General features: G+C 62.8%; 26 protein-coding genes and 1 riboswitch. Of the genes, 11 read left to right on the forward strand and 15 right to left on the reverse strand.

The window, feature by feature from the left end; all coding sequences use genetic code 11:
* The first annotated feature begins 10 nt into the window (after positions 1-10).
* Both sdhA and FFI94_RS20445 read left to right on the forward strand, forming a co-directional pair.
* Complete coding sequence (gene sdhA, locus FFI94_RS20440) at positions 11-1,762, forward strand: succinate dehydrogenase flavoprotein subunit (RefSeq protein ID WP_138869437.1); 1,752 nt, start codon at positions 11-13, stop codon at positions 1,760-1,762.
* Positions 1,762-2,529, forward strand: coding sequence for a succinate dehydrogenase iron-sulfur subunit (locus FFI94_RS20445; RefSeq protein ID WP_033231276.1), 768 nt, complete (start codon positions 1,762-1,764; stop codon positions 2,527-2,529). Before sdhA ends, FFI94_RS20445 begins: the two co-directional genes overlap by 1 nt.
* A 61-nt stretch (positions 2,530-2,590) precedes the next feature.
* On the opposite strand, the gene FFI94_RS20450 is transcribed toward FFI94_RS20445, so the two are convergent.
* Entirely contained in the window at positions 2,591-3,163 is a 573-nt protein-coding gene (locus FFI94_RS20450) for a dihydrofolate reductase family protein (RefSeq protein WP_138869438.1), read from the reverse strand.
* A gap of 111 nt (positions 3,164-3,274) precedes the next feature.
* Here FFI94_RS20450 and FFI94_RS20455 point away from each other — a divergent pair, with 111 nt between their 5' ends.
* Together FFI94_RS20455 and FFI94_RS20460 are read left to right on the forward strand one after the other, a co-directional pair.
* Complete coding sequence (locus FFI94_RS20455; RefSeq protein ID WP_138869439.1) at positions 3,275-4,570, forward strand: D-alanyl-D-alanine carboxypeptidase family protein; 1,296 nt, start codon at positions 3,275-3,277, stop codon at positions 4,568-4,570.
* A gap of 133 nt (positions 4,571-4,703) precedes the next feature.
* Positions 4,704-5,849 carry an LLM class flavin-dependent oxidoreductase gene (locus FFI94_RS20460; protein ID WP_138869440.1) on the forward strand — a complete coding sequence of 382 codons (1,146 nt, stop codon included), beginning with the start codon at positions 4,704-4,706 and terminating at the stop codon, positions 5,847-5,849.
* Positions 5,850-5,859: 10 nt separating this feature from the next.
* Here FFI94_RS20460 and yhjD read toward each other — a convergent pair whose 3' ends face one another.
* The 7 genes from yhjD to FFI94_RS20495 form a co-directional block, all read right to left on the reverse strand.
* Complete coding sequence (yhjD, locus tag FFI94_RS20465) at positions 5,860-6,891, reverse strand: inner membrane protein YhjD (protein ID WP_138869441.1); 1,032 nt, start codon at positions 6,889-6,891, stop codon at positions 5,860-5,862.
* Between the two features lie 60 nt (positions 6,892-6,951).
* A complete protein-coding gene (gene trpS / locus FFI94_RS20470; protein ID WP_138869442.1) occupies positions 6,952-7,986 on the reverse strand; it encodes a tryptophan--tRNA ligase in 1,035 nt (344 codons plus the stop codon).
* A gap of 26 nt (positions 7,987-8,012) precedes the next feature.
* Entirely contained in the window at positions 8,013-8,507 is a 495-nt protein-coding gene (locus FFI94_RS20475; RefSeq protein ID WP_138869443.1) for a barstar family protein, read from the reverse strand.
* Entirely contained in the window at positions 8,507-8,974 is a 468-nt protein-coding gene (locus FFI94_RS20480; RefSeq protein WP_138869444.1) for a ribonuclease domain-containing protein, read from the reverse strand. The genes FFI94_RS20475 and FFI94_RS20480 overlap by 1 nt, the downstream gene beginning before the upstream one ends.
* Before the next feature lie 9 nt (positions 8,975-8,983).
* Complete coding sequence (locus tag FFI94_RS20485; protein WP_138869445.1) at positions 8,984-9,829, reverse strand: exodeoxyribonuclease III; 846 nt, start codon at positions 9,827-9,829, stop codon at positions 8,984-8,986.
* Between the two features lie 25 nt (positions 9,830-9,854).
* Positions 9,855-10,994 carry an MFS transporter gene (locus FFI94_RS20490; protein WP_138873311.1) on the reverse strand — a complete coding sequence of 380 codons (1,140 nt, stop codon included), beginning with the start codon at positions 10,992-10,994 and terminating at the stop codon, positions 9,855-9,857.
* 214 nt (positions 10,995-11,208) lie between these two features.
* Entirely contained in the window at positions 11,209-12,432 is a 1,224-nt protein-coding gene (locus FFI94_RS20495) for an NADP-dependent isocitrate dehydrogenase (RefSeq protein WP_138869446.1), read from the reverse strand.
* A 306-nt stretch (positions 12,433-12,738) separates the two neighbouring features.
* Positions 12,739-12,883, forward strand: a riboswitch (SAM riboswitch).
* Between the two features lie 143 nt (positions 12,884-13,026).
* Here FFI94_RS20495 and FFI94_RS20500 point away from each other — a divergent pair.
* Both FFI94_RS20500 and FFI94_RS20505 read left to right on the forward strand, forming a co-directional pair.
* Positions 13,027-14,322: a bifunctional o-acetylhomoserine/o-acetylserine sulfhydrylase gene (locus tag FFI94_RS20500; RefSeq protein WP_138869447.1), complete on the forward strand. Its 1,296-nt coding sequence runs from the start codon at positions 13,027-13,029 to the stop codon at positions 14,320-14,322.
* 32 nt (positions 14,323-14,354) lie between these two features.
* A complete protein-coding gene (locus FFI94_RS20505) occupies positions 14,355-15,458 on the forward strand; it encodes a homoserine O-acetyltransferase (protein WP_397495575.1) in 1,104 nt (367 codons plus the stop codon).
* A gap of 4 nt (positions 15,459-15,462) precedes the next feature.
* Here FFI94_RS20505 and FFI94_RS20510 read toward each other — a convergent pair whose 3' ends face one another.
* Positions 15,463-16,455: a hypothetical protein gene (locus FFI94_RS20510; protein ID WP_138869449.1), complete on the reverse strand. Its 993-nt coding sequence runs from the start codon at positions 16,453-16,455 to the stop codon at positions 15,463-15,465.
* A gap of 149 nt (positions 16,456-16,604) precedes the next feature.
* Here FFI94_RS20510 and FFI94_RS20515 point away from each other — a divergent pair, with 149 nt between their 5' ends.
* Together FFI94_RS20515 and FFI94_RS20520 are read left to right on the forward strand one after the other, a co-directional pair.
* Positions 16,605-18,437 carry a DEAD/DEAH box helicase gene (locus FFI94_RS20515; RefSeq protein ID WP_260684217.1) on the forward strand — a complete coding sequence of 611 codons (1,833 nt, stop codon included), beginning with the start codon at positions 16,605-16,607 and terminating at the stop codon, positions 18,435-18,437.
* Entirely contained in the window at positions 18,437-19,009 is a 573-nt protein-coding gene (locus FFI94_RS20520) for a hypothetical protein (protein ID WP_138869450.1), read from the forward strand. Before FFI94_RS20515 ends, FFI94_RS20520 begins: the two co-directional genes overlap by 1 nt.
* Before the next feature lie 3 nt (positions 19,010-19,012).
* Here the strand turns inward: FFI94_RS20520 and FFI94_RS20525 are convergent, their stop codons facing one another.
* Entirely contained in the window at positions 19,013-19,297 is a 285-nt protein-coding gene (locus FFI94_RS20525; protein WP_138869451.1) for a DUF3017 domain-containing protein, read from the reverse strand.
* Between the two features lie 5 nt (positions 19,298-19,302).
* A complete protein-coding gene (locus FFI94_RS20530) occupies positions 19,303-20,160 on the reverse strand; it encodes a bifunctional methylenetetrahydrofolate dehydrogenase/methenyltetrahydrofolate cyclohydrolase (RefSeq protein ID WP_185993267.1) in 858 nt (285 codons plus the stop codon).
* A 64-nt stretch (positions 20,161-20,224) separates the two neighbouring features.
* Here FFI94_RS20530 and FFI94_RS20535 point away from each other — a divergent pair, with 64 nt between their 5' ends.
* A complete protein-coding gene (locus FFI94_RS20535; protein WP_138873313.1) occupies positions 20,225-20,704 on the forward strand; it encodes a GNAT family N-acetyltransferase in 480 nt (159 codons plus the stop codon).
* 25 nt (positions 20,705-20,729) lie between these two features.
* On the opposite strand, the gene FFI94_RS20540 is transcribed toward FFI94_RS20535, so the two are convergent.
* A complete protein-coding gene (locus FFI94_RS20540) occupies positions 20,730-21,338 on the reverse strand; it encodes a pentapeptide repeat-containing protein (RefSeq protein WP_138869453.1) in 609 nt (202 codons plus the stop codon).
* Between the two features lie 42 nt (positions 21,339-21,380).
* Positions 21,381-22,049, reverse strand: coding sequence for an excalibur calcium-binding domain-containing protein (locus FFI94_RS20545; RefSeq protein WP_138869454.1), 669 nt, complete (start codon positions 22,047-22,049; stop codon positions 21,381-21,383).
* Between the two features lie 118 nt (positions 22,050-22,167).
* Here FFI94_RS20545 and FFI94_RS20550 point away from each other — a divergent pair, with 118 nt between their 5' ends.
* Positions 22,168-22,632, forward strand: a complete 465-nt coding sequence (locus tag FFI94_RS20550) for a tRNA (cytidine(34)-2'-O)-methyltransferase (protein WP_138869455.1) — start codon at positions 22,168-22,170, stop codon at positions 22,630-22,632.
* Between the two features lie 4 nt (positions 22,633-22,636).
* On the opposite strand, the gene FFI94_RS20555 is transcribed toward FFI94_RS20550, so the two are convergent.
* Positions 22,637-23,548 (reverse strand): LysR family transcriptional regulator, encoded by a 912-nt coding sequence (locus tag FFI94_RS20555; RefSeq protein ID WP_138869456.1) that lies wholly within the window; start codon positions 23,546-23,548, stop codon positions 22,637-22,639.
* Positions 23,549-23,639: 91 nt separating this feature from the next.
* Between FFI94_RS20555 and FFI94_RS20560 the strand changes: the two genes are divergently transcribed.
* The gene (locus tag FFI94_RS20560) at positions 23,640-24,725 is read left to right on the forward strand and encodes a TDT family transporter (protein WP_138869457.1); all 1,086 of its coding nucleotides are present in this window, start codon (positions 23,640-23,642) and stop codon (positions 24,723-24,725) included.
* Here the strand turns inward: FFI94_RS20560 and FFI94_RS20565 are convergent.
* Complete coding sequence (locus FFI94_RS20565) at positions 24,722-25,033, reverse strand: rhodanese-like domain-containing protein (protein ID WP_138869458.1); 312 nt, start codon at positions 25,031-25,033, stop codon at positions 24,722-24,724. The genes FFI94_RS20560 and FFI94_RS20565 overlap by 4 nt on opposite strands.
* Between the last annotated feature and the right edge of the window lie 35 nt (positions 25,034-25,068).

Genomic DNA, 25,068 nt, shown 5'->3' on the forward strand with positions numbered 1-25,068 from the left:
CACAGACTTCATGCAGGAACATCGTTATGACGTGGTCATCGTCGGTGCCGGCGGCGCCGGCATGCGTGCGGCAATCGAGGCTGGCCCCCGCGCCCGCACGGCCGTACTGACCAAGCTCTACCCCACCCGCAGCCACACCGGCGCGGCCCAGGGCGGCATGTGTGCCGCACTGGCGAACGTGGAGGAAGACAACTGGGAGTGGCACACCTTCGACACCGTCAAGGGCGGCGACTACCTCGCCGACCAGGACGCCGTCGAGATCATGGCCAAAGAGGCCATCGACGCGGTGCTCGACCTCGAGAAGATGGGCCTGCCGTTCAACCGCACGCCCGAAGGCAAGATCGACCAGCGTCGCTTCGGTGGCCACACCCGCGATCACGGCAAGGCCCCGGTTCGCCGCGCGTGCTACGCCGCCGACCGCACCGGTCACATGATCCTGCAGACGCTCTACCAGAACTGCGTCAAGCACGACGTCGAGTTCTTCAACGAGTTCTACGCACTCGACATCGCCATCACCGAGACCGAAGACGGCCCGGTTGCCACCGGCGTCATCTGCTACGAGCTCTCGACCGGCGAGCTCCACATCTTCCACGCCAAGTCGATCGTCTTCGCGACCGGCGGCTCGGGACGCATGTACAAGACGACGTCCAACGCACACACCCTCACCGGTGACGGCATGGGCATCATCTTCCGCAAGGGCCTCCCCCTCGAGGACATGGAGTTCCACCAGTTCCACCCGACAGGACTCGCCGGCCTCGGCATCCTGATCTCCGAAGCAGTTCGTGGTGAAGGCGGCATTCTCCGTAATGCCGACGGTGAGCGCTTCATGGAGCGCTACGCCCCCACCATCAAGGACCTCGCTCCCCGAGACATCGTCGCTCGCTCGATGGTTCTCGAAGTTCTCGAAGGCCGCGGTGCCGGCCCGAACAAGGACTACGTCTACATCGACGTGACGCACATCCCCGAGGAAGTTCTCGACGAGAAGCTCCCCGACATCATGGAGTTCTCGCGCACCTACCTCGGCGTGGACCCCGTCAAGGAGCCCGTGCCCGTCTACCCGACGTGCCACTACGTCATGGGCGGTATCCCCACCAAGATCAACGGTGAGGTTCTGCGCAACAACGACGAGGTCGTCAAGGGCCTGTACGCCGCCGGCGAATGTGCCTGCGTCTCCGTGCACGGTGCCAACCGCCTCGGCACCAACTCGCTCCTCGACATCAACGTCTTCGGCCGCCGCGCCGGCATCGCCGCCGCCGCGTACGCGAACTCCACCGAGTTCGTCGACCTGCCCGAGACCCCGGCCGCCATGGTCGAGGACTGGGTCGGCGTCATCCTGTCCGATCACGGCCACGAGCGCGTTGCGGACATCCGCACCGAACTCCAGCAGTCGATGGACAACAACGCATCCGTGTTCCGTACCGAAGAGCGCCTCACCCAGGCACTCAAGGACGTGCGCGCTCTCAAGGAGCGCTACAACCACATCACGGTTCAGGACAAGGGCAAGCGCTACAACAGCGACCTGCTCGAAGCCATCGAACTGGGCTTCCTGCTCGAAATGGCAGAGGTCACCGTCGTCGGTGCGCTCAACCGCAAGGAATCACGTGGCGGCCACGCTCGTGAGGACTTCCCGGATCGCAATGACGCCGAGTACATGAAGCACACGATGGCATACAAGGAGGGCGACGGCCTGCTCTCCGACATCCGTCTGGACTACAAGCCGGTGGTACAGACCCGCTACGAGCCGATGGAGCGTAAGTACTGATGTCTGCGCCTGCTGTAGAAGCACCAGCCCTCCCCCCGGTCCCCGAAGGCGCCGTCATGGTGACCCTCAAGATCGCGCGGATGAACCCGGAATCGGGCGACGGTCAGCACTGGGACAGCTTCCAGGTCCCGGCTCTGCCCACCGACCGCATGCTCAACCTGCTGCTGTACGTGAAGGGCTACCTCGACGGCACCCTCACGTTCCGTCGTAGCTGCGCACACGGTGTCTGTGGCTCCGACGCCATGCGCATCAACGGCGTCAACCGCCTGGCGTGCAAGATCCTCATGAAGGACATGCTCCCCAAGGACGGCAAGCCGGTCACCATCACCATCGAGCCCATCCGCGGCTTGCCGGTGGAGAAGGACCTCGTTGTCGACATGGAACCCTTCTTCGACGCATTCCGCGCCGTGAAGCCGTTCCTCATCACCAGTGGCAACGAGCCCACTCGTGAGCGCATCCAGAGCCAGCACGACCGTGCTCGTTTCGACGACACCACCAAGTGCATCCTCTGCGCATGTTGCACCACGTCGTGCCCCGTGTACTGGAGCGACGGCAGCTACTTCGGTCCCGCTGCCATCGTGAATGCACACCGGTTCATCTTCGACAGCCGTGACGAGGCCGCTTCCGAGCGTCTCGACATCCTGAACGACAAGGACGGTGTGTGGCGCTGCCGCACCACGTTCAACTGCACCGACGCCTGCCCCCGCGGCATCCAGGTGACAAAGGCGATTCAGGAAGTCAAGCGAGCACTGCTGTTCGCACGCTAGATCTCTCCACTCGAATGCCCCTTCCGCTGTGCGGGAGGGGCATTCGTCATTTTTCGGGTCGCTACTTCACGGCTGGGTGGTACGCCAGTACCTGAACACCCGAGTTGTATCGACGATCTTCGACCAACTCCAGGACGATCTTGTCCGCCGATTCTGGGAACACTCTTCCACCGGAGCCCAGGATCACTGGAAAAACCATCAAACGCAGCTCGTCGACCAGACCGGCCAACAGCAATGCGTGAACGAGCGTCCGACTTCCCGCCACCAGGATTTCGCCGTCAATCTGTTCCTTGAGCTTCGGGACGGATTCCTCGATAGGGCCGGTGAGAGCCGTCGAGTTATTCCATTCGAGTGGCTCTGTACTGCTCGTGACAACGTACTTCGGCATCTCGTTCATCTTGTCTGCAAAGCCCTGGTCGTCTTCACGCTCAGGCCACGCACCGGCAAAACTCTCGTACGTCCGTCGACCGAGCAGGAGCACATCCGCGGCGAGGGTTTCGTCGAGTTTGAACTTCATCTGGTCGCCCTCCTGATATGGAAAGACCCAGCCGGTGTGCGCGTAGCCCGGTTCACCGCCTGGCGCCTCCATGACCATGTCCAGGGACACGAACTCCGTCACCACAATCTTGCCCATACCGATCCCCTGCCCTTGACGTTGTGCACCGATCGAAAACTGACCCTTCCACTGTGGCAGACGGCACGGCGATTCGGCGGTTACGCGCAATGCGCCTACCCTCGGATAACGATGATGTGGCGTCGAGCGTGTGCAGTTGTTGTTGCCGGAACAGTGATCTCCGGAATCGGAGGGGTGTCTGGAATTGCCGGCACGGTGACCGCGCAACCCGTCCCACCGCCGACTACGTCGGCACCATTCACCACGCCTAATACCGACAGTTGCCCGTTCACGAGCCTGCCGGCTCCCGCAGTGGACCTCTCGGAGATTCCCGCACCCGGAACAACTGTGCCCGCGCCCGTACCGGTACCGGACCAACCGGTCGGAGGTGACCGACTCGGTAGTTGCGGAGTTGTTCTGCCTGCCGGAGCGCCGCCACTGCCCGCCGACATCGCCGCCTCCGGTTGGGTGGTCGCCGACGCGGAAACCGGTGAAGTGCTCGCCGCCAAAGATCCGCACGGCCGCTACCGTCCCGCCAGCACCATCAAGATGCTCCTGGCGCTCGTCGCGCTCGACACGTTGAATCTCGACACCGTCGTCACCGCCACCGCAGAGGATGCAAATGCCGAAGGCAGCGCTGTCGGACTCGGCAAAGGCGGCACGTACACCAATCGGCAGCTGATGCAGGGACTGGTCATGGCGTCGGGCAACGACGCCGCCCACGCGCTGGCCAGTCAGCTCGGAGGTGACGACGCCGCGGTGAAGAAGATGAACGCGCTGGCCGAGGAACTGGGCGCACTCGATACCCGCACCGCCACACCCTCCGGACTGGACGGCCCCGGAATGAGCAGTTCACCCTACGACCTTGCGGTGATATTCCATGCGGCACTGCAGAATCCGACGTTCGCCGAGTTGATCCACACTGAGACGGTTCAGTTTCCGGGATTCCCCAAAGACCCCACAATCCCCGAAGATCAAGACCGCCCAGGTTTCACCCTCGCGAACGACAACCAACTGCTCTACAACTACGACGGCGCGTTGGGCGGCAAGACCGGCTTCACCGACGACGCCCGTCATACCTATGTCGGTGCGGCCCAGCGGAATGGCCGAACCCTCCTGGTCACATTGATGGGCGGCGAAGCACAGCCGATCCGTCCGTGGGAGCAAGCCGCCCGCCTCCTCGACTACGGATTCGGACTCTCCCCCACGATGACCGTCGGAACACTGACCGACACCGTGGCCGACAACAGCCGACCGGAGATCGCCACCACCACCGCACCAGGGGCGCCTGGAGCGGTCTCTGCGGCCGGCACGTCCCCTGACGCCGGATTCAGCTCGACGGCGCGCACAGCCGTCGCAGTCGGCGGCACTGTCGTTGTCCTCGGTCTGATCCTCGGGGCGATCCTGGTGGGCCGCCGTCGCCGTTAGTCGGTTCCACCACACTTCTCAAGCAGTGACATCGCATGTGCCGCGGAGGATCATTGGCACGGACAGACCACCTTTGAACGCAACCCGGCAGCGGCCTGTATGCCCTGAGTCCGTTGCTCGAAGGGATCTCATCGTGAACGGTTTCAAAACCGGTGTCATGGATGCGGCGCTTCACACTAGATACACACCCGATTTCATGATGCGGACCACTCGCCAAATAGCCGCCGCAAGTGGCGCAGACTCCATTTGGATTCCCGACCATCTCAACGGGCTGTTCCCCACCTCGATCTGGAAATCGCAGTACGTCGGCGCGAGCAAGGTCGCGCCATTCGCGAATGCGTATTACGAGCCCTGGACTGTCCTGGGGAATATCGCAGCCCACAATCGTTTCACCCGACTACAACTCGGCGTCGGTGTCACCGACGCCGGCCGGCGCAATCCGGCAGTGACTGCGCAGGCAGCCGCCACCCTTCATCATCTCAGTCGCGGACGAGCAATCCTCGGCATAGGCCCTGGTGAACGCGAAGGCAACGAACCCTATGGCGTCGAATGGAATGCCCCGGTCTCTCGCTTTGAGGAGGCCCTTGCAACCATCCGCGCGTTATGGGACTCGGGCGGAGACCCTGTGACGCGCGATTCACCGTACTTCCCACTGCGCAACGCAGTGTTCGAAATCCCACCCCACAGGAATGGCAGACCCCCGATGTGGGTGGCCGCTCACGGGCCACGAATGCTGAAACTCGCCGGAAAGTACGCAAACGCCTGGTTCCCCGCGTTCGCACAGTTACCAGAACAGTATCGAGACAAACTCGAACGGATCCGATCCGCTGCATCCGACTTCAACCGAGACCCCCAGAGCATCACTCCAGCCGCGTACTTCTTTGTCCTGACATCACGAAGCAGCAACGAGGTAGATGAGATGGTCGAGTCGGTGGGGACCCGTTCGTTTACTCTCGGCGCCCCTGCCGACGCCTGGGCCAGGCACGGCGTGCAGCATCCGATGGGAAGCGACTTCTCCGGTGCGCAGGACTTGGTTCCGCACACCATCGACGAATCGACCGCCTTGAAGTACTCACGACTCGTTCCTGACGGTCTCGTTCGCGACATCTACTTGACTGGAAGACCTTCCGAAATCATCGACAAGATGAGTGTCTGGCGTGACCACGGTGTTCGCTATGCGGTGTTGATGAACCTGGGCGGACTTCATCCGAAATTCCGCACCGGATTCGCATCGTCACTGCCCTTGATGCAGGTACTTCGTGGCCTGCGGAAACTCTGAGCGCTCAACCTTATCGACGGCGCAAGAGCCCTGAAAGTCCGAGTCCAGCCACGGCACCTGTCCCGATCAGTGCGGCGACGCGTGACGGTGACATACCCTCGCTGACGACCACCCGCGGCGCGATGATCGCCGGGTCGGGCGGCGGGATGTAAGCCAATGCCATGCTTTCCTGTGTCGTCGCAGCCCAGGCAGTACAGAAAAGCAGCATGCGCGACGCGGTGAACACGAAGACAAGCAAACCGATGATCGGTCCGAATGCGACGCCGGCGGGGCCGCTACTGACCGCCGAAAGATAAATCGCACCAACCTGTTTGAACACTTCGAAAACCAGAGCTGCCATCAGTGCTGCACCGGCGGCACTGCGTAAGCTCACCGGTTCACGCGGTAATCGTGCGATCACCCACAGGAACACAGCCCAGGTGGCCAGGATCGACAGCAGGGTCGACAAGACTCGCAGTCCGACGCCGACCCCGGTGATGTTCTCGAGGTTGAGCCACACAAGAACCTGACGCGCTACCGGCCCACTGCTGAGCGCCGACATGCCGAGTGAAACGACCAAAGCTGCGCCCAGACCGAGCAGTGCCCCGATGTCACCGACTTTGGTTCTGACAAACCCTTTGGAATCACGCTTGCTCTCCCACATCGCGGTGAGCGCATCGCGGACGTTGGCCATCCAGCCGAGGCCTGCGTACGACGCAACAAGAAGGCCGATAACACCGACGCTGGCGCGGGAATCGATCGCCGATTGAATCAAGCTGTTGATGGTGTCGCCAAGGCTGCCGGGGATGGATTTGGTGATCTCTTCCTGAATGGTAGTGAGATATTCGGGGTGGCCGGCCAGGACAAAACCGGCCACCGCGAACGCAACCATCAGGATCGGAATCAACGCGAGGACGCTGAAGTACGTGATTCCGGCGGCGTAGTAGTCGCCCTTCTGGTTCTGAAATCTCATACCGGCACGAACAAGGTGATCGAGCCACGGCCGTGCCGCGCGCTGTTTGTCGAAAAAGCTCGGCTCCTCGACGACAACTGATTCAGCCACAGATTTCCCCCTGTATTCGTGTCGACCTGTTTCGTGCCAACCGGTTCACGATCCCCGGGATCAGCCCTTGGGCGGCAGGAATCCAACCTTGTCGTACACGGCGGCAAGCGTGCGCGACGAGACCTCACGGGCCCGGTGTGCACCGGCGGCAATGATGCGGTCCAACTCCGCCTCATCGGCAAGATAGCCGTCGACCTTGGCCTTGAGCGGAGTCACGAACTGCGCCAACACGTCTGCCGTATCGGACTTGAGATCGCCGTAGCCCTTGCCCTCGTAGCCCGCGACCAGAGTCTCGATCGGAACACCGGACAGAGCCGACTGAATGGTGAGCAGGTTGCTGACGCCAGGCTTGGCCTGCGGGTCGTAGCGGATCTCACGCTCGTTGTCGGTGACTGCCGACTTGATCTTCTTGGCCGACACCTTGGGATCGTCGAGCAGATTGATCAGACCAGCGTCGCTCGCTGCCGACTTGCTCATCTTCGACGTCGGGTCCTGCAAGTCGTAGATCTTGGCGGTGCCCTTGATGATCTGCGGTTCCGGGATGACAAAGGCTTTGCCGTAGCGACTGTTGAACCGACCGGCCAGATCTCGTGCCAGTTCGAGGTGCTGACGCTGATCCTCACCCACCGGGACGCGTTGCGGGCGGTACAGCAAGATATCGGCGGCCATCAGAACCGGATACGTGAACAGGCCGACACTGGCATTGTCACTGCCCTGTTTGGACGACTTGTCTTTGAACTGCGTCATCCGGCTGGCCTCACCGAAACCGGTGATGCAATTCAGGACCCAGGCAAGTTGAGCGTGCTCGGGAACCTGGCTCTGGACGAAGATCGTGGCGCGGTCGGGGTCGATCCCGATAGCAAGTAGCTGCGCCACGGCAACCTTGGTGCGCCGACGCAGTTCCTTGGGGTCCTGGGTCACGGTGATGGCATGCAAGTCCGGGATGAAGTAGAAGGCATCGAAGTCGTCCTGCAACGGCACCCACTGCTGCAGCGCGCCCAAGTAGTTACCGAGGTGGAAGGAATCCGACGTCGGTTGGATACCGGAGAGCACGCGAGGTTTTGCCGTGGGCTTCTGTTCTGCAGGGGTCGACATGCTTCCGATCTTTCCACGAGGGTGATTCAGTGGGTGTGTGTGGTGTCCGGGTAACGAAGCACCGCGAGTTCCGAGGCAAAAGTTCCTTCGGAGTCCGAGCCGAATTGATATGCGGTGCCGAACACGGTGGGCGCCCATTCTTCGGCGTAGAAATCCATCGACTCCCGGAACCACGGCACCTGATCAGGTTCGCCGCGCAGCAACAGCTCAGTGTCTCGAACGAGAACGACGAACCCGGCGCCGAGTCCGAGTACGTCGTCGAGATCACGCATGACGTCGTCGAAGGCGTCCTTGTTGCGGCCGAAGTGTGACGGAAACTGAAATGCTGCCGCAAATTCGTCGAAGACCTGTGCGGCGGTCTGCATGTGCGATCCGCGAACGACGCGAACAACAAGATCGCGCATCCGGAGATCCCTCGCCAACTCGTCCAGAAGCGCCGGCTCGCCGGACACCGCCACCGACGAGACGCCGGATTCCGGTTCGAGCCACCGGTCCACACTGACAGCTCCGAGATCAGACATCAGCGGATCCTCGTAAAGGTCTCGTAGTGATCGAGGGTGTACCACGCGGAACCGTCGTTGCCGGTGACGATCCGCTCGGCATCACGGCCTTGACCGTTCTTCTTCGGATTGACATCCCACTCCTGGTAGACAACCCGGCCACCACCTGCCCCGACGGCAGGCAATCTGCCCTCGCTGTTGCGGAATGTGACGCCGCCTTTTGTTCCCACCGCATTCGCGGAATCCGGCCACCGTCCGGCGTCGATTTCCACCAACGTTGCGAGTACCCGCGCCGGCGCATCGCTGCTCACTTGCTGGGCTGACGACTTCTGGGCCGATGTTGCCACCGAAGCCGACGTGCTCGAAGTAGCCGAGCCCGCCGTCGCCGAACTGTCGGAGTCCTGAGAGGACAGCACCATCGCGAGTACGACGGCGATCACGGCGACGACGACGGTGCCTAAAGCCTTGAGAGTCTTGGCACTGGGCATATCCGATGCCTACCGGTAGGAGACGGTGACGGGAGCGTGATCGGACCAACGCAGATCGTAGGACTCCGCGCGTTCGATGACGCCTACCTTGGCGCGCTCGGCAAATGCTCGGGTTGCCACCTGGTAGTCGATGCGCCAGCCGGAATCGTTGTCGAATGCCTTACCCCGGTACGACCACCACGAGTACGGCCCCTCGACACCCGGATGCAACGTCCGGAACACGTCGACCCACGCCGACTCGTCTCCGAACAGAACGTCCATCCACTCCCTCTCGCTTGGCAGGAAGCCGGAAGACTTCTTGTTTCCCTTCCAGTTCTTCAAGTCGGCTTCGTTGTGCGCGATGTTCCAGTCACCACTGACCACAACGTGGCGCCCGGCCGACTCGGCCGCAGCGGCGGTGACCGCGAGGTGAGCCGCGAATGAACTCATGAACCGTTCTTTCGCTTCTTGCTTCGGGGTCAGCGCCTCCCCCGTCGGCAGGTACAGACTGGCCACCGTGAGGTCGGCAAAGTCCGCTTCGATGTAGCGTCCGGCGTCCTGAAATTCTTCGTCACCGAAACCGATGCGAACGGCGTCGGCTTCGACGCGGGACAGGACGGCGACGCCGTTGCGTCCCTTGGCCGACGGCTCAGCCGAAACGAGGAACCAACCGTTCGACAGCGCTGGTTCGAGAGTCTCGTGCAACTGCTTGTCGGATGCTCGGGTTTCCTGCAGACAGATGAAATCCGCGTCGGTCTTCTCGAGCCATTCGGTCATGCCCTTGCGGGCTGCGGCTCGAATGCCGTTGACGTTCACCGACGTGATCGTGTGAGGCGCGAGAATATGAGAGTCAGCTGTTTGTGGCACGGCAAGCACCGTAGCCGATGGTGCCGACGTGTTCTCAGTTCACGGCTCTACGCTGCAGGATCACCGCAACCACCAGGACGCCGAGGCCGGCGACGGCAAGAAGAGAGCCGACCGCAGCGGGGGCGGTGTAACCGAAGCCTGCGGCGATAACAACTCCACCGATCCAGGCTCCGAACGCGTTCGCGATGTTGAGGGCGGCGTGGTTGAGCGACGCGGCCAGGGTCTGAGCGTCCTCGGCTACATCCATCAGCCGGGTCTGAAGCCCCGGAACCATGGACGCACCGGCCAAACCGATGAGGAAGACGAAGAGCAACGCCGTGTACGGGTTGCGAACGGCGAGGACAAAGACCGCAAGGATGACCGCAAGCGACGCCATCGACACGAACAGGCCCTTCATGAGCGCCCGATCCGCGAGGAAACCACCGACAAAGTTGCCGGCCACCATGCCGAGGCCGTAGAGCATCAGCGCCAACGGAACAAATGACGCACCCAACCCGGACACGTCTGTCAACGTCGTGCTGATGTAGGTGTAGACGGCAAACATGCCACCGAATCCGACCATGCCGACTATCAGCGTCATCCACACCTGGATGCGGCCCAGTGCCTTGAGTTCGGTGATCGGGTTGGTGATCGGCATGGCGTCGAGGCGCGGGATCCAGACGAGCAGCGACGCCACAGTTGCGACACCGATGACCGCGACCAGTGCGAATGCACTCCGCCAGCCCACGGTTTGCCCGAGCCACGCGGCGGCCGGCACACCGACGACATTGGCAACGGAAAGACCCATCATCACCATGGCAACAGCTTTGGCGCGCTTACCCGGTTCGGCCAGGTGCGCCGCAACCAGGGCGGCAACACCGAAGTAAGCACCGTGCGGCAACCCCGCGACAAATCGGGCGAGCATCAACGTCGTGTACGACGGCGCGAACACCGACGCGGCGTTGCCCACCGTGAACGCGATCATGAGTGCGATCAACAGCGTCCGCCGCGGGATCCGAGCAGTCAGGGCCGCGATTAGCGGCGCACCGACTACAACGCCGAGCGCATACGCGGAGATGACATGCCCGGCGGTGGGCTCGGACACACCCAGCCCGGTTGCCATCTCCGGCAGGAGACCCATCGCCACGAACTCGGTGGTGCCGATTCCGAATCCGCCGAGTGCCAACGCGAGCATCGCCGGGCCCCTGGCAGAACGGAGCCCGGATGTCGGGGCATCAGGGAGTGAAAGGGTAGACGACGTCACTGGTCAATTGTGGTCGCAGACTTGGTTGAACTTCCAAGTGAGAGCCGGTGAGTTCGCTCACGTGAGACCGCAGACACAGAGCAGACACAGATGGGACGCCCGGAGTGCCCGGGCGTCCCATCTGAAGGTGAAGCTGTGGAACTTACTACTTGGCTGCCATCGACTTCTGCAGGTTCACGTCGAGCGCACCGAGGAATTCTTCGGTGGTCAGGTAACCCTGGTCGCCGCCGACCAGCATCGAGAGGTCCTTGGTCATCTGGCCGCTTTCGACGGTCTTGATGACAACGTCTTCGAGCTGCTGCGCGAAGCCGATGACCTCAGGGGTGCTGTCGAGCTTGCCACGGTGCTCGAGCCCACGGGTCCACGCGAAGATGGACGCGATCGGGTTGGTCGAGGTGGGCTTGCCCTGCTGGTGCTGACGGTAGTGACGCGTCACGGTGCCGTGAGCAGCTTCTGCCTCACAGGTCTTTCCGTCCGGTGTCAGCAGAACCGACGTCATGAGGCCGAGCGAGCCGAAGCCCTGGGCCACGGTGTCGGACTGGACGTCGCCGTCGTAGTTCTTGCATGCCCAGACGTAGCCGCCCTCCCACTTGAGTGCGGAAGCGACCATGTCGTCGATGAGGCGGTGCTCGTAGGTCAGACCTGCGGCATCGAACTCGGCCTTGAACTCGGTCTCGTAGACGTGCTGGAAGATGTCCTTGAAGGCACCGTCGTACGCCTTGAGAATGGTGTTCTTGGTGGACAGGTACACCGGGTAGTTCTGCTGCAGACCATAGGTGAGCGACGCGCGAGCGAAGTCACGAATGGAATCGTTGAAGTTGTACTGCCCCTGGACGATGCCGCCATTCTCGGGGAAGTTGACCAGTTCGTGCTCGATCGGTGCGCTTCCGTCCTCAGGCGTGTAGGTGATCATCACCTTGCCGGGGCCGGGGACCTTGAAGTCTGTGGCGCGGTACTGGTCACCGAATGCGTGACGGCCGATGATGATCGGCTTGGTCCAGCCCGGGACGAGTCGCGGAACGTTCGAGATGATGATCGGTGCACGGAAGATCGTGCCGCCGAGAATGTTGCGGATCGTTCCGTTGGGGGAACGCCACATCTTCTTGAGACCGAATTCCTCGACACGTGCCTCGTCCGGCGTGATGGTGGCGCACTTGACGCCCACGCCGTGCTTCTGGATCGCGTGTGCGGCATCGATGGTGACCTGGTCATCCGTCTCGTCGCGGTACTCGATACCGAGGTCGTAGTACTCGAGGTTCACATCGAGGTACGGGTGGATCAACTTGTCTTTGATGAACTGCCAGATAATGCGTGTCATCTCGTCGCCGTCGAGTTCGACGACGGTGCCCTCAACCTTTATTTTGGACATGGGTGCTTCGCGTCCTCCTAGGAAGTTTCCCCTGGTTACACGGTTGCGGTCACACTTTGTGAGTGGGTCCGCGAACGGTTCGATTATCAAACCTAGACTGTGTGGACTGATCCCGGGAGATGAGTCCCAAACAAGACAAGCGTACTGCTAACCCTCGGGACCGCAACCGGCAGCCCCTCCTCCGAGTCGCTACCGACCGGTAACTTTTGCCTGCTAGTGGGCACCCTCGCGCCGAATGGTGACTGGTGACACCGCACACTTCGACCCGCGTCATGCGTCGGCTTCACTCCCGGTAGAATTCAGCTCGGTCATGAGTACCAGCGTCAAGCCCCGGCTCGCTGGACGGCAACCCTCCAACCGCGGTGGGGTGCCCCGGGTGATGACCAGGTCGCCTCGAGGCGAAACTGCGCAGTTGCAGCTTCACCGGATTTCCAGGCGACAAGCGCGGGTCCGACAGGGACGGACCCCAGACCGGGCCGAGCCCCACGGAGGTTTTTCAGTATGTGTCGCACTTGTAGATAGACCCCAGCACGGGGCGGCGATCATTCGCCCCCGTCCGACAGCTATCCGTCAGACCACTGGAGTACACAAATCATGACCGACATCTCAGCTAACTGGTCCTTCGAGACCAAGCAGGTCCACGCCGGACAAACCGCAGACACCGCGACCAACGCACGCGCTCTGCCGATCTACCAGACAACCAGCTACGTGTTCGACAACACCGATCACGCTGCCGCGCTGTTCGGTCTGGCCGAGCCGGGCAACATCTACACGCGCATCATGAATCCGACGCAGGATGCCGTCGAGCAACGCATCGCCGCACTCGAAGGTGGAGTCGCCGCGCTCCTCCTGTCGTCGGGTCAGGCTGCCGAGACCCTCGCGATCCTGAACCTCGCCGAAGCCGGAGACCACATCGTCGCCTCGCCCTACCTCTACGGCGGCACGTACAACCTCCTGCATTACACGCTTCGCAAGCTCGGCATCGAAACCACCTTCGTCGAGGATCCGGACAACCTCGACCAGTGGGCAGCTGCCATCCGCCCCAACACCAAAGCGTTCTTCGGTGAAACCATCGCCAACCCCAAGAACCACATCCTCGACATCCCCGGCATCAGCGCCCTCGCCCATGAGAACGGGCTCCCGCTGATCGTCGACAACACCGTCGCCACCCCGTACCTGCTCCGCCCCCTCGAACACGGCGCGGACATCGTCCTGCACTCCGCCACCAAATACCTCGGCGGGCACGGCACCGCTATCGCCGGCGTCATCGTCGACGGCGGAACCTTCGACTGGACCCAGGGACGGCACACCAACTTCACCACCCCCGACCCGAGCTACAACGGCGTCACCTTCGCCGACCTCGGCGCACCCGCGTACGCACTCAAGGCCCGCGTACAGCTCTTGCGCGACCTCGGCTCCGCCGTGGCACCGTTCAACGCGTTCCTCATCGCCCAAGGCATCGAAACCTTGAGCCTGCGCATCGAACGCCATGTCGCCAACGCAAAGCAGGTGGCCGAATTCCTCGAAGGCCACCCCGCCGTTGCATCCGTCTCCTACGCCGGACTCCCCTCCTCGCCGTGGTACGAACGCGGAAAGCAACTGACCCCCAAGGGAACCGGCGCCATCGTCACCTTCGAGCTGCCCGGCGGTGTCGACGCAGGCAAGAAGTTCGTCAACGCCCTCACCCTGCACAGCCATGTCGCCAACATCGGTGACGTCCGCTCCCTCGTCATCCACCCAGCCTCCACCACCCACGCCCAACTCACCCCCGCGGAACAGCTCGCGGCCGGCGTCACGCCCGGACTCGTCCGACTCGCCGTCGGAATCGAAGGCATCACCGATATCCTCGCCGACCTCGAAACCGGCCTCACCGCGGCGGCGGCATCTTGACCGTCAACGAAGCCCAGACGAAGGTCGCCGATATCCTGCCACCGCCGGACGGCCGGGTCGGAACCGTCGACATCGGCTCACTGCAGCTCGAGAACGGTGCAGTGTTGCCGTCGGTATCACTTGCAGTTCAACGATGGGGTGAGCTGTCTCCGAACCGCGACAACGTCGTTCTGGTCGAGCATGCGCTGACCGGAGACTCACACGTCACCGGCCCGGCATCCGACACCCAGCCCTCCCCCGGTTGGTGGAACGGGATGGTGGGCCCCGGCGAACCTGTCGACACCGGCGAATGGTGTGTCATTGCAACCAATGTTCTGGGCGGTTGCCGTGGTACCACCGGTCCGAGTTCGCTTGCCGAGGACGGCAAGCCGTGGGGTAGCCGGTTTCCGGGCATCTCCATTCGCGATCAGGTCGCAGCCGAAAAGAAGCTGATCGACCTGCTCGGTATCGATCGGCTTGCTTCAGTGGTCGGCGGCTCCATGGGCGGCATGCGGACCCTCGAATGGGCCGTGTCGTACCCGGAGAATCTGAACTCCGCACTGGTCTTGGCCACGGGTTCACGCGCCACTGCCGATCAAATCGGTACCCAGACAACACAAATCGCCGCCATCATGTCCGACCCCGATTGGCAGGGCGGCGATTACCACGGGACCGGACGAACTCCCCGCGCCGGACTCGGGATCGCCAGGCGCATCGCGCACCTCACCTACCGCGCCGAATCGGAACTCGACACCCGGTTCGAGAACACCGCCCAAGGACATGAAAACCCCTGGAACGGTGGTCGATACGCGGTTCAGAGCTACCTCGAACATCAGGCAGACAAGCTCGTGTCGCGTTTCGATCCCAGCACCTACGTGTTGTTGACCGAGGCCATGAACCGTCATGACATTGGCCGCGGACGCGGTGGAGTCGCGGCGGCATTGGCGTCGATCACAGTTCCGGTAGTTGTCGGCGGAGTCGATTCCGATCGGCTCTACCCGCTGCGCCTGCAGGAAGAGATCGCGGCCGGAATCCCGACGTGCACCGGCCTCGAAATCCTGAACTCCAAGGACGGGCACGACGGTTTCCTCACCGAAGCCGACGCCGTGGCAAAATTGCTGCGCCGGACAATGGAGTTGGCCCGCACGGTTCGTTGAGCACTCAGCTACCGGTCACGCTTCCCAGTGATCCGGTAGACGCCGTCTGCGCGCCGAGGGCGATCGAATGGTAAGCCCCGGCCGCGATGGCGGTGTATCCGTCTCCGGTCGGGACACCGCCCAGTTGCCCGTTCTCGTTGTTGCCCCACGCAGTGATCGTTCCGTCGGCAGACAGCGCCACCGAATGACGGAAGCCGCCGGCGATCGCGGTGAAACCACCACCGGTCGGAGTGCCGGCTCGCTGCCCGTATTCGTTGCTGCCCCAGATCACGATGTGACCGTCGGCGGTCAACGCGAGGGAATGGTCCTCACCGGCGGCGATCGCAGTGAACCCACCCTCGGTCGGCAGCCCGTCACGCTGCCCCTCGGCACTGCCGCCCCACATGACGATATGACCGTCGGCAGTCAGCGCCAGGGAATGGAAGTTGCCGGCGGCGATAGCGGTGAACCCACTTTCGGTCGGAACCTCGGCCCGCTGCCCGTACTCCTCGCTTCCCCAGTCGACGATTGTTCCTTCGGGGGTCAACGCCAGCCCATGGTAGGTACCGGCCGCAATCCTGGTGAAACCACCACGGGCCGGGAGATCGTCCTGTTGCCCGAATTCGGAACTTCCCCACGCGACAACGTGACCGTCAGCGGTGAGCGCTACCGCGTGGTCCTCACCTGCCGCGATCGCGGTGAAACCACCGCCGGTCGGAACTCCGTCACGCTCTCCCCATGCACTGTGTCCCCACGCGGTGATATGACCGTCGGTGGTCAACGCCACCGAATGCTGATCACCGGCAGCAAGTGCGGTGTAGCCACCCCGAACGGGGACGCCGTCGCGCTGATTATCGCCCGCCCCGCCCCACATGGTGACGGCACCAGGATGTGCAACGGGAACACCGACCGGCGCGGCGGCGGCACCGGTTGCGGTAGCCAACGCCAGCACTGCCACACCGACAGCAGCGACAAGCACTCGAAAATGCCTGCCTGAGAGATTTATTCGTCGCTTCATGTGGTTCCTTGTTCGCAGGTGTCAGGTGAACGGGATCAACGGACCGATCTGGATCATCGGACAATGACTATCACGTCCGATGCAGGAAAGGTTCGGTTCTCCGGCAGAGCGTGGCCCCTATTCACCGATCACGGCTACCATCGACGCTCGTGACTCAACCGTGCCCGGATCAGCTGCAGGCGACCTACCTTCCCGAAAATATGGCGTTCGGGTTCTGGGGTATGCCGGATACGGCCAGGCATCTTGCGGAGTTGGGGCTCCCGACCGGCAGTGCCGCCGTCGCCCGAATGGCAGTACCGGTCGACGGCGTCATCACGCCTGTAGACGTCGACACTCAAACCGTCGAATTCGCCGAAGCAGTAACCGCATTGCAGGCTGTGAACGCAGATCAACCCGGCATCGGAGAATCGGTGCGCGCCTGGAAGCGAGCGATCGAGAGCGGCGTGCCCGGCACCATGCCACCAGCCGGACACGCCGCTCTCTACCGCGACGACACTGTCATCAGAAGTGCTGCCGCGTCGGTGCAGCGCTTCACCCACGCGCAGACTCTGGTGGACGCACTCGATCGTGCGCAGGTTCAGGCAACTTTGCGTCCGTACCAGGTTCAGGGCGTGGAATGGTTGACGTCGCTGACCGAGACCGGTGGCGGCATACTGGCCGACGAGATGGGCCTGGGTAAGACACTGCAAGCCATTTCGATGATCGCAATCAGAGCCGACGACGGTCCTCATCTTGTTGTGTGCCCGACGTCGGTTATCGGAAACTGGCGGCGCGAATTCGGCCGGTTCGCCCCGCACCTGAGCCTGCACGTGCATCACGGGTCCGGCCGCGCACTTCCTGCCGAACCAGCGGCAGGCACCGTGGTGCTCACCAGCTACAGCGTCTTACGTTCGGATACAGACGAATTGGAGAGCGTGCCATGGGCGTCGGCTGTCTTCGACGAGGCGCAGCAGATCAAGAATCCGTCTTCGCTGGCTGCCAAGGCAGCTATGCGACTCAACGCCACCGTCAAGCTGGCGATGACCGGCACGCCGGTCGAGAACCGCCTCGAAGAGTTGTGGAGTTTGTTTCACGTCGCCAATCCCGCGGTATTGGGTACGCGGGCACGCTTTCGGCAGCGTTTTGCCGTCCCGATCGAATCCGGCCGCTCGGCGTCCGCCGCAACGAGGTTGGCAACGATCATCGACCCCTACGTCCTGCGCCGCACCAAAGATACTGTTGCCAAGGATCTTCCGCCGAAACAGTTCTCCACCGTCGAGTGCACACTCACGTCGGAGCAGGCACGTATCTACCGGGCAGCGGTCTCCGACGCGTTCGATACCGGATTGGGCACCGGCATTGCCCGACGCGGCAACGTCCTGGCACTGCTCACCACTCTCAAACAGGTATGCAATCATCCCGCTCAAGTCACCGGCGACAGCGAGGATCTGCGTGGCCGTTCCGGAAAGTTCGATCGCGCAACCGAAATGCTCGCCGAGATCGTCGACGACGGTGATCGGGCCCTGGTGTTCACGCAGTACCGAACGATGGGCGAACTGCTGTCGAAGCACCTCACGGCCGAGCTGGGCATCGCAGACGTTCCGTTCCTCCACGGCGGCCTGAATGTTGCCAGTCGCGACGCCATGGTCGACGCCTTCCAAACCGACGACGCATCATCGCCCGTTCTCATTCTGAGCCTGCGAGCGGCCGGGTTCGGTCTCAATCTCACCCGCGCCAGTCACGTCGTTCACTACGACAGGTGGTGGAACCCTGCTGTGGAAGACCAAGCCACCGACCGGGCCCATCGAATCGGTCAGCAGCGCACCGTCAACGTCCACACCCTGGTCACCGGAGGAACCGTCGAAGATCACATCGCCGCCATGCACGAATCCAAAAGAGCTGTAGCCGAATCTATTTCCGGAAACTCCGAAGGAGCGCTCGCAGATCTTCCCGACAGTGAACTACGTGAACTACTCGAACTCGATGGTGCGGTGATCATCTGATGGCTACAGAATTCGGAGTGACCGCCTGGGGTCGCGTGTGGTTGCGAACGATCGAGCAAACGTCGACGTCCGGACGTAACCCCGCCCTGCCCACCGCACGCACACTGGCCCGAGGCGGCGGTGTGACCTTCACGGATATTTCTGCGGGCACGCTTGCCGCGCAGGTCACCGCGAAGGGAAAGACCTCGACTGTTGTTGTCAGCGTGCCGCTCTGGGACAAAACACAATCCGACACCGCTGCGCGGCTGATTCGAGCAAGTGGCACCACGAACCGATCCGTATCGACCGGAGAACTACCGGACAGTGTCGTCGCGGATCTACGGGCACGCGATATCACTGTGGCCGTGGATCTTTCCGAATGCAGCGCCACGTGTGACTGTTCGAGTCGGCGCGCCCCGTGCGTCCATCATCTTGCTGCGATCTACGCGCTGGCGGGCCGGATCGACGAAGAACCTGCACTTGCCGTCACGCTACGAACCAAGCAGGGACGAAAGCGGAACTCGACCACAAAGAAGGAACGCGGAGAGTGGATTCCGTTGCGCGAGATAGACGTCGCGACGTTCTACAGCTGAACCTCAGTCGGTGCCGAGTGGATCGATGGTCAGGGCAAGAGTCACGATCAACGCACCCATGACGCCCATCGCCGCCGTATCGAACTTCTTGCCTCGCACCGCAAGCAGTCCCACTCGATTCTCCGGGAAACACCAACGGGCGGCCGCGCCGATAATGACCGCCACCCCCAAGACCAGCGAGCCGCGACGCCACCGGTCGGCCAGGACAAGAACAACCGCGGCTGCAATCACGGCAAGAACCGTGATCATCGGCAGATTCTTCTTCACGAGGCCAACCGGTGAGGTCATCTGCGTCAGACTCCGGCCAGAACTCGCTCGGCCCGCTCCACCACGTTGGTGATCAGGAATGCGCGGGTCAGCGGACCCACTCCACCGGGGTTGGGCGAGACGAAGCCCGCAACGTCGTTGACGTCGGCAGCTACATCGCCGCGCAAACCGTCGTCGGTGCGGCTGACTCCGACGTCGAGCACAGCTGCGCCCGGCTTGACCATGTCGGCGGTGATGAGTCCGGGAACGCCCGCGGCTGCAACGATGATGTCTGCGCGACGAACTTCAGCAGCCAGGTCGCGGGTACCGGTGTGGCACAGCGTGACGGTGGCGTTCTCGCTACGACGCGTCAGCAACAGTCCGATGGGGCGACCGACGGTGACACCGCGCCCGACAACAACGACGTGAGCGCCGGCGATCGGCACCTCGTAGCGGCGGAGCAGGTGCAGGATTCCGCGCGGAGTACACGGCAGCGGGGCTTCCTTGCCGAGAACCAGACGGCCGAGGTTCACCGGATGCAGGCCGTCGGCGTCCTTGTCGGGATCGATGCGCTCGAGCGCTGCGTTCTCGTCGAGGTGCTTGGGCAGCGGCAACTGCACGATGTATCCGGTGCACTCGGGGTTGGCGTTGAGTTCGTCGATGGTGGCGTTGAGCTGCTCTTGCGTGATGTCGGCCGGCAGGTCGCGGCGGAGGGAGTTGATGCCGACCTTGGCGCAGTCGTTGTGCTTGCCCCGCACGTACGCCGCGGATCCCGGGTCGTCGCCGACGAGAATGGTGCCAAGTCCGGGCGTGATACCCGCTGCCTTCAGCGCGTTCACCCGCACCTTCAGGTCTTCGAAGATTTCGTCGCGGGTAGCTTTGCCGTCCAGGATCGTTGCAGTCACGGCGACCATTGTTCCAGGTTAGGGTCGATGCGTGACAACGGCTCCGGAACTACGCGGCCCGAGGGTGGTTCTTACGCCCGTCGACGCCGATGATCACGCCCGATTGCGGGCCATCCATCTACATCCCGACGTACGTGAGTGGTGGCAGAATCCGGCCGACGACTGGCCTGCCGCTCCGGAGCCCGGCACCACTCGCTACAGCATTTTCCACGACGGCACCCTGATCGGATTCATCCAGTGGTATGCCGACGAGGACAACCCCGACTTCCGCCATGCCGGGCTCGATCTTTTTCTCGATCCGGCTGTCCACGGACGCGGATTCGGCCGCGAGTCGATACGCGTTCTGTGCGCGCACCTGATCGACGATCTGAAGTTTCACCGATTGATCATCGATCCGGAAGTGGAGAACACCGTGGCAATCGCGTGTTATCGATCGGTCGGGTTCAAGGACGTCGGGGTGATGCGCGAATACTCACGCGATCGCCACGGCGTGTGGAAGGACGGACTGCTCATGGATCTGCTCGCCCGAGAATTCATCCGCTGACCCCCGGAACGGCAACTCCTGTTCCTTACAGGTCGACAACCAAACCGTGCGCCGACGCGTACGCCACCGCCTGCATCAGTTCGATCTTCGCGTTTGCCACGACTGCAGACGTCCACAGACCCGGATCGACACGCGCGCCGCGCAGGTCCGCACCGTCGAGTTTGAGCCCACCGGTACGGGCACCGGACAGATCCGCCGACACCAGAATCGCATCACGCATATCCGTACGCACGAGATTCGCTTCACGGAAACGGCACGACGTGAAGTCGATCTTCCGCAGATCCGCACCGCCCAACGAGGTGAGTGAGAAGTCCACCTCGTCGAGCGTCAACGGCCGGATGCGACATCCGTCGAATGTAGAGCCCATCAAACTGCAATTGCGGAAAGTGCTGTGCCACAGGCTGGTCCGAGCGAAGTTGCAGGAACGGAACGCGCTACCGATGTGTTCCGACTCCCCCAGATCCGCACCGGTGAAATCACAATTGTCGAAGACAACCGATTCCGTCGTCATGCCCGTGAGGTCTGCATCACGGAACATGCAATTCGTGAACGTGCGCTGACGCCACACCTTGCCGGACAATCGCGCGTCGGAATAGTCTTCGCCGACAACGTCGCCGGTTTCTTCGAGAGCCATGGCCTACATACTGCCCCGCACTACCGACAGCACTGCACTCGACTAGCTCTCGCAGGCCACGCCGTCATTGTCTCGGTCGAGCTTCGACGAGTAACCCGGCTCACCGCGGTAAATCGGCGCAGCACCGGCAGCCTTGACCGCTGAACAGTTCGCGTAATACACCCCCGCGTCAGGCACCTTGACCGGCGGCGGAATGTAGGCGGGCTCGGTTGTCTTCGGCGGCGTATAGGCGGGAGGAGGCGGAACGTACTGGGTCGTCGTGGTCACCTGCGGCACCAACGGGACCACGGCAACTGTTGTCGTGGTGGTGGGAACCACCACCGTGGTCGTGGTGACCGGCGCGAGAGTTGTCGTCGTGACTTTTGTTGTCACCGTTGTGGTTTTTGTGGTGGTTGCTGCCGCTGTGGTCGAGGAAGCGGTGATGGAGGACGTCACCGCAGGGGTTGTGGATTCTTCGGATTCCCCTGTTCCGGCAGCAATTCCGATTGCGGCAACCGCGGCAACAGCGGCGCCGGCGAACCAGGGCCACTTGCGGCGTTTCCCGTCTTCCGGCGCTGTGGGATCCGGCTGCGGCGAGCCTGGTGCTCCGAACACCTGTGTCGGTTCGTTGGAGCCCCCGGGCCGGGTTTGAGCTGTCCACTGCTGGCCATCCCAGTAGCGGTCGATGGTGGGGTCGATGGGGTCGGGATTCCAACCGGCTGGAGTGTTCATTTTGTCCGTTCTATGAAGATTGCGACCCATAGAATTGCACATACTGTCCGGTTTGTTAACCGAATCGAGCAAACCTGCCCTCGCAGCTGACTCAGATGTACCCGGTAGGGTTTTGGTGGTGTTCCGAGTGATGTTCCACGAGCCCCGCATTCCACCCAATACCGGTAACGCGATCCGCATGGTCGCCGGCACCGGTTGTGAATTACACCTGGTGGGCCCGCTCGGGTTCGACCTGTCCGAACCGAAGCTCAAGCGGGCAGGGTTGGACTACCACGACTTGGCGACCGTGACTGTTCACGAGAACCTGGCCGCAGCGTGGGAGGCTGTCACTCCGGCGCGGGTGTTTGCCTTCACCGCGCATGCCACGGTGCCGTATACCGACATCGCGTACGAACGTGGCGATGTTCTGCTGTTCGGCCCCGAACCCACGGGGCTGTCCGAGGAAGTTCTGGCCGACGAGCACATCACCGAGCGTCTGCGGATTCCGATGCTCCCCGGCCGACGCTCACTCAATCTCTCCAACGCGGCAGCGTTGGTCACCTACGAAGCGTGGCGCCAGCACGGCTTCCAAGGCGCGGTCTGACCTGTCAGCGCGAGTGAACGGCAGCGTTGGAGCCGAGTGCGATGTCGAGAAAATCTCGGGCCGCGCCCCGCAATCCGCGTACCGGATCCCAGACTGCCTGCAATCTGCGGGGCATCCGTAGGCCTTCGACGGTCACAGCCACCAATCTGCCGTCGGTGAGATCAGCGGCAACAGCCAAGGACGAGAGCACGGCCGGCGCGTTGCCCGCCACTACTGCGGCCTTGACGGCGGTGCACGACGTCAATTCGAGAAGCGGTGGCGCACAATCGGGTACCGCATTCTCGAGTGTCAGTCGAGTGCCAGATCCCGATTCCCGTTGAATGAGCGGCGTACGGGCCAACTCCTCAACCGGAACGGAAGCGCCGAGCGCCCATTCGTGGTTTGGCGGCACAACAACAACCAGATGGTCACGCGCCACTTCACAGGACGCGAGTGAGGTCGGTACGTCCGGACCTTCGACAAAACCGATATCGGCTCGGCCTGCCTGAACCTGCGCGGAGACGTCGGAAGAATTGTGAAGACTGACCGAAGCTACGACGCTCGGGAACTTGTGGCGCATAGCCACCGTCCACCCCGGTACGAGATATTCGGCGATGGTCATACTTGCCGCAACCGTCACGGCTGCGTCACGTTCGCCGCGCAGCGCCGCAACTCCGGACGCCATCTCTTCCGCTGTGACGAGTATGTGACTGGCCCATTCGAGAATCAGCCCGCCTTCCGCCGTCGGGCGAACACCGGTTGCGGCGCGATCGAAGACTTTGATCCCGAGTTGACGTTCGACCGATCTGACCCGGGCGCTGACAGCCTGTTGGCTCAGTCCGTGCTCCCGACCGGCAGCGCCCATGCTTCCGAGGCGGCCCACGGACAGCAGGACGTCGAGGGCACCGAGTTCCGGCACTCGAGGGGACAGCGACATGAGTTCAGATTAGACCCACAAGCGCCATTTGTGGGCATTCAACAACAGGCCCTCTACCGTCGGTAAACCCAACACCGACACACTGGATTACATGAGCACCGCTACGCCGTCCGCATTCGCCCACATCACGCCGAACTGGTTCGCGGCCGCGATGGGAACGGGAATCGTGTCGGTGGCAGCGGCGTCCCTCCAACACGAGGTTGCGGCTCTGCAGGTCGTGGCAGAACTCTTCTGGTTTCTGGCCGCGATCATCCTGATCACCTTGATCGGCGCCTTTGCCGCGCATTGGATCACCCACCGTGATCTGGCTCTCGCCTACCTCCGTAGCCCCGCGATGTTCCCGTTCTACGGCGCTGTGGCAATGGCCCTGCTGACCGTCGGATCCGCGACCGGTGTCACCGGCGCTACCTACCTGGGGCACAGCGCGGCGGCGACAATATCGATAGCGCTCTGGGTGCTGGGCACAACCCTGGGGCTGTGCACGTACGTCGTCATGATGGTGCGTCTGGTCCGCGACGCCGGGATGGCGACGGCCATGCCGTTCTGGCTCATGCCCGTCGTACCGCCGATGGTTTCCGCCACAACGGGAGCGGCTGTGACGTCGCACCTGACTGAAGGTGCACTCCGTACGTCGGTTCTCGTGTTCTGTTACGTGATGTTCGCCCTGGCACTCTCGGCGGCACTGGTCATCGTTGTTGCCGTCGCTCGGCAGTTCGCCGCCAACCGTGCTCGCGGCGTCGACGCGATCCCCTTCAATGCCATTCCGTCACTGTGGATCCCGCTGGGCGTGATCGGGCAGTCGATCGGCGCCGCCAATCTCTTGGCCGACGCAGCGCGCCACGCCGTGGGCGCAGGCACGGCCGACGCCCTGCACACCTTCGGCCTTGTGTACGGCACTGTGGTCGGCACACTCGGCGTCGTTGCGTTCCTCGCCGTCACGACGGTCACGGTCCGGGCACTACGACGCGGGCTGTCGTTCTCCCTCGGCTGGTGGAGTTTCACCTTCCCGATCGGGGCCTGCGCCGTCGGCGCCAACGCTTTCGGTATCGCCACCGGTTCGCAACTGATCCTCGCCGTGGCCGCTGCGCTGCTGCTCGTACTCATCCCCATCTGGGCCACAGTGGCAGCGCGCACCGTGAACTCCATTCGCAGCGGAGCGTTGCCCGCGCCCGCCTAGAGGCCGCCGGTTTCGACCTGACGCCCGGACTGGTGCCACTCCATCGTTCCGCCTCGTACCGAAACTGCGTTGATCCCGCGGCCCTGGAGGTACTCGGCAACCTGCAGGCTGCGGCCACCGACTGCGCAGATCACGTACACCGTCTCGGCATCGGGGATCTCCCCCATGCGCGATACGAACTCGCTCATCGGGATAAGTACGGCACCGGGGACGCGTACCTGAGCGAACTCGTCGGCCTCCCGCACGTCGATCAACGGCTCACCTGCCGCCAGCGCCGCTTCCAGTGCAGTGATATCGACTTCCAACATTGTGCGCAGTCCTACTCTCGTATCGGCGGTTGCCG

The organism is Rhodococcus sp. KBS0724 (genome assembly GCF_005938745.2).
In the GTDB taxonomy this organism is placed as follows: Bacteria; Actinomycetota; Actinomycetes; order Mycobacteriales; family Mycobacteriaceae; genus Rhodococcus_F.